Genomic DNA, 14,899 nt, shown 5'->3' with positions numbered 1-14,899 from the left:
GTCCTTGTGTCCCGCCGCCGCTGCCGTCCGGCGTTGACGGTGTGGAAGAAGAGGGAGGCGGCGTCCGGTCCTGCGAAAGGACCGGGGATGCGGTGAGAGCGAGCGAGAGAAGCGAGAGCGATATGACGGTTTTCACCGATGGCATGTAGCTTCCTTGGACGGGGAATCGGCGGTGTCGACACCGCCTTGTCCTGGCTACGCGCCCCGTCGAAGACCCATCCCTCGATTCAATCTGGGCATTCAGAGGGCAATGCCTAGCGCGTCGAAGGGGATCTCCACGGAACGCCGTACGCTGCCGCCGTCATCGCGCAATGCCAGCAGCAGGTTGCGTTCCCACCAGTCGATCTCGACGACGCCGAAATTCGCGGCGGCGTAGATTGCAGCGAGCCGGTTGGGGCCGGCTTCCTTCGCGGCCCAGTAGACCATGTTGAGGCCGCTCGAAGTCGCCTCGTACAGCGGGTAGAGATCCGCCGGCGTTTCGCGATAGAGCGCGCCGATGTGCCGGTCGCCCGACAGCAGCACGACGCCTTTGGCGCCGCTCGCACGGATCGTGTCGATCAGCTTCTGCTTCTCCAGCGGGAAGTTACCCCAGCGCTCCCAGCCATGGCCCTCGGCGAGGACTTGGGTGCTCGACACGACCAGGCGGACCTCGGCGGGCTTGCGCAGTTCGTCGGCGAGCCATGCCCATTGCTCGGCGCCGAGCATCGTCTTGCCGGGATCCGGGTCGGGCAGGTAGCGCTCCTTGCCCGGCGCACCCCGCTGGTCGGTGATCCTGAGGGGCGAGCGGAACCAGCGCACGTCGAGCAGGATCACCTGCACCCTCATGCCCTGGGGGCCGATGACGCGGGCATCGTAGATGCCCTCGCGCTGGCGGCGGACGTCGTCGGCCGGGGCGTTCCAGAAATCGAGGAACAGCTCCTTAGAGCGCGCCTTGTGTGGGAACTCCAGGCCGCCGTCGTTCAGGCCGTAATCGTGATCGTCCCAGACGGCGAGATGGCTGACGGTCTCGCGCAGGCGGGCATAGCCCGGGATGGTCCGCGCCGTATCGTAGGCGCGCTTCAGATTGTCTCCGTCCGGCGTATTGAAGTCGCCATAGACGTTGTCGCCGGCGAAGATGAACAGGTCGGGTCGGTAGGCGAGGATGGCCTCCCAGATCGGCTGCGCCATCGACTGGTTGGCGCAGGAACCAAAGGCGATGCGCGACAGCGGCGGGCGGCCCTGCGACAATGCCGCTGCGGGCGCCAGCGACAGGGTCGCGAGGAGTTTGGAAAGCGTCCGTCGTGTGAACATGTCAGCCACCGAAAAGCCAGTATCCGCTCTCTAGTTTGCAGGCCGATGAAACGCCACCTGAAACGCGCCCTCGAACTCCTGTTCGTGCCGATCGCCGCGGCGATCATGTTCTTCGAAGAGGTGCTGCTCCGCTATCTGGGCCTGGCGATGGCGGCCTTTGCCCGGTTGCCGTGGATCGCGCGCCTGGAAGCCTGGCTGGCGCGGCTGCCGCCCTGGGCGGCGCTGGTCGCCTTCGTGGCGCCGTCGACGCTGGTGCTGCCCGTGAAACTCGCGGCGGTCTGGTTTGCCATACATGGCAATTTCATCCTCGCCGCCGTCTCGATCGGCGTGGGCAAGGTCGTCGCGACGGCATTGGTCGCGCGGCTCTACAAGGTGCTGCGGCCCACGCTCCTGCGTCTGTCCTGGTATCTCAGCGCTGAGACCTGGCTGTTCACCTGGCGCGACCGCATCTACGGCTTCGTGCGCGCGCTACCGGTCTGGCAGAAGACGAAGGCCATGGTTCTGCGGTTGCGCCGCTGGCTGTCGGGCCTTATGGCCGGCCTGCTGGCGCGCTAGGCCCGCGAGAGACGGCCGCCGAGCCGCCTTGCCACGCGGCGCAGTCCATCGAGGAACTGCTCCACCGAATGCGACGGTGGCATGAGCGCGGGCAGTAGCACGCCGACATGGAACAGGATCCGCGGGCGCCAGGGCACGACGGCAAGCTTTCCGACGCCGAGCGTGACCGGCGTGAGCGAGTCGGCGACGGTCACGCCAGCGCCCTCCGAAACCAGACGGCAGGCGAACTCCAGCGAATCGACCACCATCTTCGGATGGAGGGCGATGCCCTCGGCCGCGAACATCGCCTCTACATCGTGGCGCAACTGCGTGTCGGCGCCGAGCACGATCACGCTCTCCGCCGCGAGATCGCGGGCGCCGAGCGATTTCCGGCGGGCGAGGGGATGCCCGGCCGGCAGGACGACGACAGCCGGCAGGTCGAGCAGTGGCTGGGAATCGATCCCGGGATTGTGCAGAGGCAGCGCGCCGATCCCGAGATCGAACGACTGGTTGGCCACCGCCAGTTCGAGTTCGCGGCGATGGACGATCGCGACCTCGACCTCGACCTCGGGATGAAGACGATGAAAGTGCGCCACGGCCGGCGCCAGCAGGCTGGCGGCGAAGCGCGGCATGCTCACGATCCGCAGGCGGACCCGCGTGCCGCCCGCCACGCGTCGGGCGACGCGGGGCAGGTCGTCGACCGCCATGAGCACGCGCCGCACCTCGGCGAAGAAGCTGGTGCCCTCCGGGGTCGGCACGAGGCGCATCCGGTCGCGATGGAACAGCCGCAGGCCGGTGCCGTGCTCCAGTCCCGAGAGCAGGCGGCTTGCCGCGGACTGGCTTATGTTCAGCGACTTGGCAGCGGCGGCGAGACTTCCCAGTTCCATGACGCGCAGGAAGAGGCGTAGGGCCTGGAGCTTCACGTCAGACCTCTTGCGGAAATCGCAACAACTTGTCTTGGCTTTGCATTTTATACATGAGGGGCCCGATGTCACTCTAGGCTGCCCGTCATCCCGGAGTGACCCATGACCGTTCGCCCGCCCAACATTGTCCTGATCCTGGCCGACAATCTCGGATGGGGTGAACTCGGCTGCTATGGCGGCGGCGTCCTGCGCGGTGCGCCGACGCCGCGCATCGATGCGCTGTCGGAGGAGGGCCTCACCTGCCTCAACTTCAACGTCGAGAGCGATTGCGTGCCGACGCGCTCCGCCCTGATGACGGGTCGCCACCCGATCCGTACCGGGGCGATGCAGTCGGTGCCGGCAGGCCTGCCGCAGGGGCTGATCCCCTGGGAGATCACGATCGGCGAGCTGCTGCAGGGCGCCGGCTACGCGACCGCCTGCTTCGGCAAGTGGCACCTGGGCGACCGGGAAGGGCGGCTGCCCAAGGATCGCGGCTTCGACGAATGGTACGGCATTCCTCGCACGTCGAACGAGGCCATGTTCACGGCGGCGCCCGGCTTCGATCCCACCATCGTGCCGATGCCGTATGTGATGGAAGGCGTCAAAGGCGCGCCGGCTAAGAACCTCGCGGTCTACGATCTCGAGCAGCGGCGCCTCATCGACGGCGAACTCACGCGGCGGACCATCGACTTCATGGAGCGCCAGTCGGCGGCTGCGCGTCCGTTTTTCGCCTATGTGCCGCTCACGCAGTTGCACTTTCCGACCCTGCCGCATCCGGATTTCGCCGGCCGCACCGGCGCGGGCGATTTTGCCGATGCGATGGCCGAGATGGACCATCGCGTGGGCGAGATCCTGGATGCGATCGACCGGCTCGGCCTGCGCGAGGACACGCTGGTGCTTTTCGGCAGCGACAATGGTCCCGAATTCAGGCGGCCGTGGCGCGGCACCGCGGGGCCATGGCGCGGGACCTATCACACCGCCATGGAAGGCGGGCTGCGCGTGCCCTTCATCCTGCGCTGGCCCGGCCGCATTGCGCCGCGCCGCACGACGGATGTGCTGCACATCACCGATCTCTATCCGACGCTGGCCACGCTCGCCGGCGCCAGCCTGCCGGCCGACCGCGCGATCGACGGCATCGACCAGCTCGATTTCTTCCTGGGCGAACGGCCGAAGTCGGCCCGCGACGGATTTCCCTACTACATCAAGACCGAGCTGCGAGCCGTCAAATGGCGCGACTGGAAGATGCATCTCATGTGGGAGGTCGAACCCAATGAAGGGCCGATCAAGCTGGAGACGCCCTATCTCTTCAATCTCGTGCGGGATCCGAAGGAGGAGACCGATGCGAATATGGAGGAGGGCTGGGTGCGCGGTCCGATCCGTCGTCTGATCGAGACGTTCCAGCAGAGTCTGAAGGCCCATCCGCCGATTCCGCCTGGCGCGCCGGACGACTTCGTACCTACTGGCGCTTCGGCAGGTTCATCCGGGAACTGAGCTTCGGAGCGCAAGGGCGACGGTTCTTCCGCTCCTCGGCTCGCGTCTTTTCAGGCTGAGGGACGCGTCCGCATGGGCTAGGCTCGCCGCGCTCGAGAGAACCCCGACGGGAGTCGCAGGACCATGCCGGAAGTCATTCCCAACAAAGCGGCCCTTGGCGCACGCATCGAAGGACTGGATCGCGACGCCGCGAACCGGCCCGAGGTGGCCGCGCTGCTGAACCAGGCGCTCGCCGAGCATCTTCTGGTCGTGATTCCGGGCGATCCCATGACGCCCGAGCAGACGCGCGAATTCTCGAAGGCCTTCGGCCAGCCGCAGAAGCAGCTGCTGCGCTACAAGCGCAGCGGGGCCGTGCCGGACGTCTCGGTCATGGTGAGCACGCTGATGGCGGACGGCACGACGGACAAGACGGCCATTCGCGCCGAGGACTGGCACACCGACGATTCCTACTTCGCGGTGCCGGCCAAGGCGACGCTGCTGCACGGCATCGAGATTCCGAGCCGGGGCGGCGCCACCTGGTTCTGCAACATGCACTCGGTGTTCGAAGCCTTGCCCGAGGCCACGCGCAAGCGCATCGACGGGCTGAAGGCGGTCCACGGCTACGACACGCCGCGCGCGCGCAACCGTCCCTCGCCGCGCACGCCCGAGGAGATCGCCGAGACGCCGGACGTCGAGCATCCGCTGGTGCGCACCCATCCGGTGACCGGCCGCAAGGGGCTCTACCTGAACCCCAACCGCCTCGACCGTATCGTCGGGCTGGAGCGGGCGGAGAGCGACGCGCTGCTGGACGAACTGGCCGACGAGGCGCGCAAGCCGCAGCATCATTTCGGCCATGTCTGGGCGCGCGGCGACATCGTCGTCTGGGATAATCGCGCCACGATGCATCGCGTCGTCATCGACTACCCGGAAGGCGAGCCGCGCATCATGCACCGCGTGCTGATCGAGGGCGACCGGCCCTACTGATGGCGTGGCTGATCGCTTCAGGCCTGGCTCGCGGACGCCGATGAACGCCTCGGCCCACTGACGAAGTCCAGCATTTCGGCCTGGGCATCGCGCCGGCTCTCGAACGAGATGAGCGCGTGATCCATGCGCGGCACGACGCGCATTTCAGCTCCGCGATACCGCGACAGCGCGCCGGGCTCGAGGGTGAATTCACGCCGAAACATCTCGAGGTCCTCTTCGGACGGCGAGAACAGGAACAGCGTCCTGACGCCGCGCTGGCACAGGTCCGAGAGGGAGGAGTGGGCGAAGGAGAGCTTGCGGATGAGGCCCACGGCGCGCCCGGTCCGACGCATCCCGAGGCGTGCGGAGCGGAGGGTGCGTACCCAGAGCGAATGGAGGACGGCGCCGAAATCGACCCGTCCACCCAGCAGCGTTCGCCAACTCTGCCGACTGACGAGTTTGCGCAGATAGAACATCGGCGTCAGGCGGCGATGGTCGAGATAGGTGATCTCGTCGGGCCGGCGCGGCAGGGTGAAGAGGGGCTGGTTGACCAGCATCAGGCCACTGATGCGAGGTTCCGCGAGCGCGGCGTGAAAAGCGTGGTAGGCGCCCGAACAGATGCCCTGCAACGTGAACTTCCGGTATCCCCGGGCCTGGAGCGCGTCGAGCATCGCACGGATATCCGCCGTCCGGTCGGCGAACGAGTGGGTGAGGACGTTTTCCGAGCCGGTTGGCCCGAGACTGTCGCCCAGGCCGGCGAAGTCGGCACGCAGGGAGGAGATGCCCGACCGGGCGAGCCGCCTCGCGAACTCCACGCCCTGCCGCGACGCGCCGTAGCGCGGATCGCGCCCGCCATTGACGATCACGACGATGTGGCTGGAGGGGCCGGCGTCGGGATCGCACAGGATGCCGAACAGACGGTTGTCCGGCCCGAAGCGCAATGGCGTCTCGATGCAGCCGCCCGGTCGCAGGACGGTCGGCTCCGGTATCTGGCGCAGAGCTTCGTTGGCGGCGGACCCCGCCGTGAGCGGGAAGGCGCCGTTCATCCAGGCGATCGCGTCGTGAAACGTCGGAAGCCTCACCGCCTCGAACGTGGGATGACCGGTGAGGGAATCGAGATCGTCGCTCCAGCCGCAAGCCGCAACCTCGGCACCGGCCTGTCGCCAGGCCGACAGGCAATTCTCCAGGCGTTTCGTTTCGGCGCGGGCAAACACGGCGACTTTCTGGCCGTCCTTCGGCGTGACTTCGCGCAGGTCGGCGGTCGCGATCGCCGAGACCGTGGCGGCGTTGAAACTGAACTCGCCGACTTCGATTTCGCCCGTGGGCAGGACGCGGCCGCCATGCAACTCGGCATCGAGCGTCAACTCTCGGACATAGGAACGACCGCTCAGGGTCGGCTCGAAGAAGAGGAAGCCGGCAACGTCCGTGCGCCGCGAGGTGGCCAGCGTGGCGAGCATGGCCCCGGCCCGTATGCCACACAGCATCACCTTGCGTGCGCCGCTGGCGGCTTTCAGCCGGTCGGCCGCCTCCTCGATGCTGGACTGCCATGCCGTCCAATGGCTTCCCGCGCGCTCTACCGCGTGATCGCAGGAATCGCCGGTGCCGGGGTATTCGAGGCGAAGAGTCCAATAGCCGGCGCGCGCCAATCTTTCGGCCAGCACGCGAAGACCGCAATACGCGACCAACTCATCGCCCAGAAGACCTGGGCAGATCAGGACGGCAACGTCGGTCGCACGCGCATCGACAGGCGCGTGCAGCCACCCGAAGCAGTCGTTAACCGCAGTCGGAGTCATAGAATCCCATACACCCACACCCATCCTCGCGGCTTCCCACGGCCCCGAAAACGGCTGTAAATTGATTTCTTCCCAGTGGCAGAATATCCTAAACCGTCGGAAATGCTTGCGAATTCTGCGATTCGCACAGGCTGGGAGTTTGCAGTGTCCGCGCCTCTGAAGGTTCGCATCCGAACCGTGCTGAAATCTGCCGGCAGCCTGCAAGCCGGTCTCGATGCGATTCGGGACGATTCCGACCTCCATGCTGCCGGTCTTACCTCGCATGCCACCGTCAATCTGATGTTGGCCCTCGAAGAGGCCTTCGACGTGGAATTTCCCGACCGGCTGCTGCGGCGGAAGACGTTTTCCAGCATCGATGCCATCGCCGAGGCGCTCGCGGAGATTGGTGTGCGAGACGAAGCGGCATGACGCCGTGGCTCGCCGCGGCGCGCGCGGTGGGCGTCGAGATTGCCGGCCGACACGCCGATGACGTCGATGCCCGCGGCCGTTTTCCAGCCGAAGCCCTGTCGGCGCTTAAGGAGCGCGCGCTGCTGGGCCTCCTTGTGCCCGCAAGTGAGGGAGGGCCGGGCGCGGGGATCGCCGACGTCGTCGTGATCTGCCACGAACTCGGCCGGCACTGTGCATCGACTGCAATGATCTACGCGATGCACCAGATCCAGGTCGCCTGCCTCGTCCGGCACGCCGGCGGAAATCCCTGGCTCCGGGCATTCATTCGGCGCCTGGCAAGCGAGCAGCTGCTGCTGGCCTCGGCGACGTCCGAGGCCGGCGTTGGCGGCGATGTGCGGTCGAGCGTATGCGCGCTGGACGAGCGGCGAGGAAGGTTCGCACTGACCAAGCAGGCGCCTGTCATCTCCTATGCCGAGCCCTGCGACGCGATCCTCGTAACGGCGCGCCGAACCCCGCAATCGCCTCCATCGGACCAGATGCTCGCCGTCGTATTGCGGGCCGACGCCGATCTGCAGGCCCGCGAAGTCTGGAACACGCTCGGCATGCGCGGCACCTGTTCCAACGGCTACCGCCTCGCTGCGGAAGGCGAGATCGCCCAGATCCTTCAGGTGCCCTATGCCGACATCTCGGCGCAGACCATGCTGCCGACGTCGCATCTCGTGTGGAGCGCCCTGTGGCTGGGAATCGCCGGCGAAGCGCTGTCGCGCGCCAGGGCCTTCGTCCGGGCCGAAGCGAAGAGGAAGCCCGGCGTACCGCCGATCGGCGCCGCGCGACTTGCGGAAGCCATGGGTGAATTGCAGTCGATGAAGGGCGAGTTGCTAGCCTGTCTTCGCCAGTATGAGGCTGCAGCCGGTTCAGGCGATGCGCTGTCTGCGCTGCCGTTCGCGCTGGCAATGAACAACCTCAAGATCCTCAGCTCCCAGAAGGTGGTGAGTATCGTCGGGCAGGCGATGCTGATCTGCGGTCTGGAAGGCTATCGCAGCGATTCGCCCTTCAGCATCGGGCGCCTGCTCCGCGACGCCCATTCTGCGGTCGTGATGGTGAACAACGACCGAATCGTTGCCAACAATGCGGGCCTCGCCCTGGCGCTGCGGGACGATCCGGAGCTGCTGGCGTGACAGACCCCGCTGCCGCCTACAAACAATTCCGGGATGATCTGCTGCAGCACGGGCTGCTGATTTCCATGGGCGTCGACGGCCTGTTCGGGCGCAGCGGGACCTTCGAGCGGATCGTCGAGGGACTCAACGCGGCGATCGGCGCGGCGGGCGATCCCGATCGGCCCGAGGTCATGCGATTTCCGCCGGGGATTGGCAGCCTGCAGCTCGAGAAGAGCGGCTATCTGCGCAACTTCCCGCACCTCGCGGGCACGGTGGCGAGTTTCTCCGGTGGCGACGACGATCACCGCGTCCTGCTCGACAGCCTGTCGAAGGGCGGCGACTGGTCGGGTACGCAGCGGCCGACCGGCGTCGCCCTGACCCCGGCCGCCTGTTATGGAGTCTATCCCGTCGTCGCATCGCGCGGACGAGTGCCGGCACAAGGGGCCCTTGTCGACGTTTACACCTGGTGTTTCCGGCACGAGCCCTCGATCGATCCGGCGCGGATGCAGATGTTCCGTCAGCGCGAACATGTCCGTATCGGCTCGGCGGAGCAGATCGAATCCTTTCGCGAGACCTGGATGGAACGGGCGCGGTCGCTGGTCGAATCGCTGGGATTGCCGCTCGCGATCGAGGTCGCGAGCGATCCCTTCTTCGGCAGGGCCGGTCGAATTCTCGCAAGCAGCCAGCGGGAGAAGAGTCTCAAGTTCGAGTTGCTGGTGCCGATCGTGGCGGCGGCACCGCGCACGGCCTGCGTCAGCTTCAACGATCATCGCGACCTCTTCGGCCGAGCCTGGGCGATCGAGGCGTTCGCGGGCGACACGGCCCATACGGCATGCGTCGGCTTCGGGGTCGAGCGGCTGACGCTCGCGCTGCTTCGCCATCACGGCTTCGTTCCCGGCGACTGGCCGGCCGGCGTGCGCAATGTCCTCGGACTCTGACGGCGTCGACCTGCTGGGCATCAGCCCGGCGACGTGGCGCTCCAGCGTCCTGCACGGCGGCGAACGGATCTGGCCGGAGACCAACTGCTACGTCGACCTCTGGATCGAGCTGTTGCCGGCACTCGGCCATCCCGCCGAGGCGGCGCTCTCCTTCACGGTGTTGCAGGATTTCGAGGGCGACCACTTCACCTTCTTCAAGTTCCCGCTCGAGGACCTGCAGCGCCTCTTCGGCCTTTCGGTTCAGGAGCTGCCGATCTTCGATTCGGTCGAGGCGCAGTCGATGGCGCAGCTCCGGCGCGGCCGGCCGGTGCTGGTCGAGGTCGACGCCTTCTGGCTGCCCGATGCCGGCGACGCGTACCGGAAGGCGCATGTGAAGACCAGCATCGCGGTGATCGCGCTCGATCCGCGGGACAGGCGGCTGGGGTACTTCCACGGCACGGGCTACTACGAACTCGCCGGTGAGGATTATGCCGGGCTGTTCCACGAGCCCGTCGTGCTTTTTCCCTATGCCGAATTCGTCAAGCGGGACAGCGAGGCGCTGGCGGGACCGGCGCTCCGGGAAGCGTCGCTCGCGTTGCTGCGTGGGCATCTGCAGCACCGGCCACGCCGCCATCCGATCCGCGAATGGCGGTTGGCACTGCCGGCACATCTGGAAGAGCTGGCGCGCCGCGACATGGGCCATTTCCATCTCTACGCCTTCAACGTGCCGCGCCAGCTCGGCGCCAACTTCGAGATGCTGGGGACCTATCTCGAATGGCTGGCCGCACAGGGCGTCGACGGGCTCGGCGCCGCGGCGGCGGCCAGCCGGCATCTCGCGGAGGCGGCCAAGGCGGTCCAGTTCCAGTTCGCGCGCATGGTCCATCGCCGCAGGTTCGACGCGGGGGCCGTGGATCTCCGACCGCTCGAAGCCGACTACGATCTCGTCTTCGCCGCACTCGGGGAACGGTTCGGCTGATGGCGGGATTCGCGCCCGTCGGCGGCGAATGGCAGCTCGCCTGCACCGCGCCCGGCCTCGCGTTCCATCCGGATGCGCTTTCGGACGTGAGCGACTGGATCGCCGCTCCCGTGCCGGGTACGGCCGCGCAGGCGCTGCGCGAGGCCGGCCGCTGGACCGTCGTGGACCCGGCGCCGCTGCACGACAAGGACATCTGGTACCGCACGCGCTTCGGCGGCAGCGGACGGCGCTCGCTGCGCTTCCAGGGGCTGGCGACGCTGGCCGAGGTCTGGCTGAACGGGCGATCGATCCTCGTCTCCGACAACATGTTCCTTGCCCACGAGGTCAAGGTCGATCTCGCCGGCGACAACGCACTCGCCATCGTCTTCCGCTCGCTCGACGCGGAACTGGAGCGCCGCAAGGGCAGGGCGCGCTGGCGGACGGCGCTGGTCGGCAACAACGCCCTGCGCCATGTGCGCACGACCCTGCTGGGCCACATGACCGGCTGGCAGCCGCCGGTCCATGCCGTGGGCCCCTGGCGGCCGGTCGAAATCCTGGAGGAGGGCCGGCCACTGCGTCTGAGGGCAGCCTTGCTCCGCGCGACTCTCGACGGAACCGACGGTCTGCTGGACGTCGCGCTCGATCTCGATGTCCCTGAGGGGCGTCCGGTGGCGCGGCTGAAGGTCGGCGATGCCTCGGCGCCGCTTCGATGGAACGAGGCAGGACGGCTGGAAGGCCGGCTGCGCCTGCCCGGCGTCGAGAAATGGTGGCCTCATACGCACGGCAAGCCCTGCCTCCACCGGGCGCGGGCCGTGGTGGGAGACGTCGAACTCGATCTGGGATCGGTCGGGTTCCGCTCGGTCGAGATCGAGCGCGGCGCCGACGGAAGAGGCTTCGCGTTTCGCATCAACGGCCAGCAGATCTTTGCTCGCGGCGCGTGCTGGAGCACGGCGGACCTCGTCACGCTGGCCGCGGACCGCGCGACGCTGCTGCCGTGGCTGCGTCAGGCGCGCGACGCCCACATGAACATGATCCGCGTCGGCGGGACCATGATCTACGAGAGCGACGCCTTCTTCGACCTGTGCGACGAACTGGGCATCCTCGTCTGGCACGACTTCATGTTCGCCAGCATGGACTATCCCGTCGGCGACCCTTCGTTCCGTGCGAGCGTCGAGCAGGAGGCGGAGCAGTTCCTGTCCCGCGTGCGGCGGCATCCCTCGCTCGCGCTTCTGTGCGGCGGCAGCGAGATCGCCCAACAGGCCGCAATGCTCGGCCTGCCTCCCGGCCTCTGGAGCAGTCCGCTGTACGACGAGATCCTGCCGCGCGTCGCGCAATCGCTTTGCCCCGACGTGCCCTGCATCGCGCAATCGCCGCAGGGCGGCGAGCTGCCGTTCCAGCCCGATGCAGGCGTGTCGCACTATTACGGAGTGGGCGCCTATCGACGGCCGCTGGAAGATGCCCGGCGTTCCGGCGTTCGCTTCGCCGCGGAGTGCCTGGCGTTCGCGAACACGCCGGCCGGTCCGTCGCGCCCTACGGACATCGTGCCGAAGGATCGCGGAGCCGACTGGGATTTCGGTGCGGTCCACGATCATTATCTCGGGCTGCTCTACGGCGTCGACGCCGCACGCCTGCAGGCCGAGGATCCGGTGCATTACCGTCGGCTGTCGCGAGCCCTGTCGTCCGATCTCATGGAAGCGGCGATCGGCGAATGGCGGCGACCGGCCTCGCCCTGCGACGGCGCGCTGGTATGGATGCTGAAGGACCTGACGTCGGGCTCCGGCTGGGGCGTGATCGATTCGGACGGCGTGCCCAAGCTGGCGTGGCATGGATTGCGCCGGGCGTTCCGCCCCGTGCAGGTCGCCGTAACGGACGAGGGGCTGAACGGGCTCGGCGTATATGTGATCAACGAGGCCAACACGCCTCTGCGGGCCAGGCTGACGCTCGTCTGTCTTCAGGCGGGCGACATCCTGGTCATGCGGCGGGAATGCGAGGTCGCGCTGCCGGCGCGCGGAGCCAGGACGATGAGTTCGGCCGAACTCATCGGATCGTTCTTCGACATCACCTACGCCTATCGCTTCGGGGCGCCTTCGCTCGACGTGGCGACCGTGACCCTGACCGATGCCGTCACGGGCGCCCGCCTCGCCGAAGCCGCCTACTACCCGCTCGGCCGCGCCGCGCTCACGCACGATCCCGGCCTGTCGGCCAGCCTCGAGCGCGAAGGGGAGGGATGGGCCGTCACGATCCAGGCGGAGAAGTTCGCCGCCTGCATCCAGATCGAGGCTCCGCACCATCGGGCGGAGGACGAGGGTTTTCATCTGCTGCCCGGCGAACAGCGTCGTGTAACGCTGCTGCCGACCGGCGCGGCAGCCGGTCGGCCGGCCGGCGAGATCCTGTCGGTCGCACCGCTGCGCGAGCGGACCGTGAGCGTCCGCTTCGGCTAACGGACGGCGCCGGACGCCCGCATCTTCTCGATCTCGGCAACGGTGTAGCCGGCGCCGGCAAGGATCGCGTTCGTATGCTCGCCGAGCGTCGGCGCATGCGTCTCGACCGGCCGCTCTCCACCCGAGAACTTGTTGGCCCGCCGCGAGCGCCGGATGCGGCCTTCGCTGGGATGGTCCTCGGGCTGGAAGAAACCGACATCGCCGAGATGCGGATCGGTCAGCAGGTCGTCGATCGTGTTGTAGCGCGCCGCCGGCACGTCGAGCCGGTCGAAGATCTCCAGCCATTCCGCCGTCGTCTTTTGCGCCAGCCCCGCCTTGCGGACGTCGAAATAGGCGGCAGCGTTATTGGTCCGCGCGAAGGCACTGTCGAAGCGCGGGTCGGTCTTGAGTTCGGGACGGCCGATCGCGTCGAAGAAGGCGAAGGCCTGCTGGTTGGTGTTGGGCCCGACGGTGATGTAGCTGTCCTTCGTGGGCAGGGGGCGGTAGTCGGGGCTGAGCAGCCGGCCGTCGCCGCTGGGGCCAATCGGTGGATCGAAGGTCGCGGCACCGAGATGCTCGCTCGATACGAACGAGGCCATGTTCTCGAGCATCGGCACGTCGATCGCCTCGCCCTGGCCGGTCTTCTCGCGCCGATAGAGCGCGAAGCCGATGCATTGCGCGGCGATCAGGCCCGTCGTGTGGTCGCTCATAACCATCGGCACGAAGCGCGGCTCGCCGGTGGCGCGTTCGAGCGTGCCGGCGACGCCCGACAGGCTCTGCACGATCGGATCGTAGGCGGGCCGGTTGTAGTAACGGCCGCCGCGCCCGAAGGCGAGGATCGAGCAGTGGATCAGCCGCGGGTTCTTCTTCGCGAGACTCGCGTGGTCGAGGCCGGCGCGCGTCAGCGCCTCAGGCCGCACGTTGCTCACGAACACGTCGGCCTTCTCGATCAGCCGATGCAGAGCCGCGAGCCCGTCCGGCTGCTTGATGTCGAGCACGATCGACTGCTTGTTGCGGTTGAAGTTGATGAACTTGCCCGACATGCCGGGATTGCGGCTGCCCTGCGCCATGGTGCGTAAAAGATCGCCGCCGGGGGCCTCGACCTTGATGACCTCGGCGCCGTAGTCGGCGAGCGTTCGCGTGCAGATCGGCCCGACGACAACCGTCGTCAGGTCGACGACCTTCACGCCGGCGAGCGGACCACCGCTCACGCCGCGAACTCCAGATCCATCTCGCCGCACAGAACGCCGTTCTTGTCGGCGGCCCAGAGCCTGAGCTTGCCGTCCTTCTGCGCCTCGCCACGCACCTCGATCAGGTCGCCGACCCACAGCGGATGGACGAGGCGGGCGGTGTAGCCGGTCAGGTTGCCCTTCGCGTGCTTCAGCGCCGCGTCGACCATCAGATGCATCGACAGGCCGCCGTTGGAGACGATGGCCGGATAGCCTTCCTCGCTGCGCGTGTAGTCGCCGTCGTAGTGGATGCGATGCGCGTTCCACGTGATGCCGCCGTAGCGGAAGTTGAGCGTGTTGGTGAGTTGCGTGGTCTCGGTCCAGGCCTGGTCCTTGCGCGCCTGCGCGGCCACCGTGGCGGTGGTCTTCTGGCCCGGCGGCACGGCGGGGCGGTAGATCGCGTCGAATGTGTCGGATGCGATGGTCCTGCCGCCCTGTTCGATCGTGTGGCGCATCGTCAGCACGAAGATATCGCCCGAGCGACCGGTCTTGGGAATGATGTCGGCGACCTCGGCCTTCTTGATCGCCGGTTCTCCGGCCTTGAGGCGGCCCATGATCTGGACGCGGCGGCCGGCGCCCATGCGGCGGGGCATCGGGATCGGCGGGAGGACGATGCCCTTGTTGGGATGGCCGTCCGGACCCAACTCGCCCTGACGGACGGTTTCGGCGAAGAACACCGTGAACCAGTGCGGCGGCAGCTCCTGGCCACGCTTGATGCTGTCGGGATCGACGTCGAAGGTCGCGGCGACGCGGCGGACGGCCATCATGCCGATGTCGTCCTCGACCGTGCGCACCCGCCCGATCCAGGGACGCAGGGTCTCCATCGCTTCGTCCATCCAGCCCATGTCCGTTTCCTCAGAAGTGTTGCGGCACGCATCCTCC

13 protein-coding genes are annotated in these 14,899 nt (G+C 67.5%); 8 read left to right on the top strand and 5 right to left on the bottom strand.

The window, feature by feature from the left end:
* Positions 1-240: 240 nt before the first annotated feature.
* The gene (locus KQ910_RS25695) at positions 241-1,290 is read right to left on the bottom strand and encodes an alkaline phosphatase D family protein (protein ID WP_216966677.1); all 1,050 of its coding nucleotides are present in this window, start codon (positions 1,288-1,290) and stop codon (positions 241-243) included.
* A 45-nt stretch (positions 1,291-1,335) separates the two neighbouring features.
* Here KQ910_RS25695 and KQ910_RS25690 point away from each other — a divergent pair, with 45 nt between their 5' ends.
* Positions 1,336-1,845, top strand: coding sequence for a hypothetical protein (locus KQ910_RS25690; RefSeq protein ID WP_216966675.1), 510 nt, complete (start codon positions 1,336-1,338; stop codon positions 1,843-1,845).
* On the opposite strand, the gene KQ910_RS25685 is transcribed toward KQ910_RS25690, so the two are convergent.
* A complete protein-coding gene (locus KQ910_RS25685) occupies positions 1,842-2,747 on the bottom strand; it encodes a LysR family transcriptional regulator (protein ID WP_216966673.1) in 906 nt (301 codons plus the stop codon). The genes KQ910_RS25690 and KQ910_RS25685 overlap by 4 nt on opposite strands.
* A 102-nt stretch (positions 2,748-2,849) precedes the next feature.
* On the opposite strand from KQ910_RS25685, the gene KQ910_RS25680 reads away from it, so the two are divergent.
* Both KQ910_RS25680 and KQ910_RS25675 read left to right on the top strand, forming a co-directional pair.
* Positions 2,850-4,217: an arylsulfatase gene (locus tag KQ910_RS25680; RefSeq protein WP_216966671.1), complete on the top strand. Its 1,368-nt coding sequence runs from the start codon at positions 2,850-2,852 to the stop codon at positions 4,215-4,217.
* A 123-nt stretch (positions 4,218-4,340) separates the two neighbouring features.
* On the top strand, positions 4,341-5,180 hold the full coding sequence (locus KQ910_RS25675) for a TauD/TfdA dioxygenase family protein (RefSeq protein WP_216966669.1): 840 nt from the start codon (positions 4,341-4,343) through the stop codon (positions 5,178-5,180).
* A gap of 17 nt (positions 5,181-5,197) precedes the next feature.
* Here the strand turns inward: KQ910_RS25675 and KQ910_RS25670 are convergent, their stop codons facing one another.
* Positions 5,198-6,805: an alpha/beta hydrolase gene (locus KQ910_RS25670; protein ID WP_229600975.1), complete on the bottom strand. Its 1,608-nt coding sequence runs from the start codon at positions 6,803-6,805 to the stop codon at positions 5,198-5,200.
* Between the two features lie 303 nt (positions 6,806-7,108).
* Here KQ910_RS25670 and KQ910_RS25665 point away from each other — a divergent pair, with 303 nt between their 5' ends.
* Genes KQ910_RS25665 through KQ910_RS25645 form a run of 5 tightly spaced genes read left to right on the top strand, consistent with a single transcriptional unit; the run spans position 7,109 to position 12,809 of the window.
* The gene (locus tag KQ910_RS25665) at positions 7,109-7,360 is read left to right on the top strand and encodes an acyl carrier protein (protein ID WP_229601023.1); all 252 of its coding nucleotides are present in this window, start codon (positions 7,109-7,111) and stop codon (positions 7,358-7,360) included.
* Complete coding sequence (locus KQ910_RS25660; protein ID WP_216966665.1) at positions 7,357-8,517, top strand: acyl-CoA dehydrogenase family protein; 1,161 nt, start codon at positions 7,357-7,359, stop codon at positions 8,515-8,517. The genes KQ910_RS25665 and KQ910_RS25660 overlap by 4 nt, the downstream gene beginning before the upstream one ends.
* Complete coding sequence (locus KQ910_RS25655) at positions 8,514-9,434, top strand: amino acid--[acyl-carrier-protein] ligase (protein ID WP_216966664.1); 921 nt, start codon at positions 8,514-8,516, stop codon at positions 9,432-9,434. The genes KQ910_RS25660 and KQ910_RS25655 overlap by 4 nt, the downstream gene beginning before the upstream one ends.
* Complete coding sequence (locus KQ910_RS25650; RefSeq protein ID WP_216966662.1) at positions 9,418-10,389, top strand: DUF1839 family protein; 972 nt, start codon at positions 9,418-9,420, stop codon at positions 10,387-10,389. The genes KQ910_RS25655 and KQ910_RS25650 overlap by 17 nt, the downstream gene beginning before the upstream one ends.
* Positions 10,389-12,809: a beta-mannosidase gene (locus tag KQ910_RS25645; RefSeq protein ID WP_216966660.1), complete on the top strand. Its 2,421-nt coding sequence runs from the start codon at positions 10,389-10,391 to the stop codon at positions 12,807-12,809. The genes KQ910_RS25650 and KQ910_RS25645 overlap by 1 nt, the downstream gene beginning before the upstream one ends.
* Here KQ910_RS25645 and KQ910_RS25640 read toward each other — a convergent pair.
* The gene (locus KQ910_RS25640) at positions 12,806-13,999 is read right to left on the bottom strand and encodes a CaiB/BaiF CoA transferase family protein (protein ID WP_216966658.1); all 1,194 of its coding nucleotides are present in this window, start codon (positions 13,997-13,999) and stop codon (positions 12,806-12,808) included. The two genes, KQ910_RS25645 and KQ910_RS25640, sit on opposite strands and share 4 nt — an antisense overlap.
* Entirely contained in the window at positions 13,996-14,862 is an 867-nt protein-coding gene (locus KQ910_RS25635) for an HTD2 family dehydratase (protein WP_216966656.1), read from the bottom strand. Before KQ910_RS25635 ends, KQ910_RS25640 begins: the two co-directional genes overlap by 4 nt.
* Positions 14,863-14,899: the final 37 nt, after the last annotated feature.

It is taken from the genome of Reyranella humidisoli, assembly GCF_019039055.1.
Taxonomy (GTDB): Bacteria; Pseudomonadota; Alphaproteobacteria; order Reyranellales; family Reyranellaceae; genus Reyranella; species Reyranella humidisoli.
This window is presented reverse-complemented; position numbering and strand designations above follow the sequence as displayed.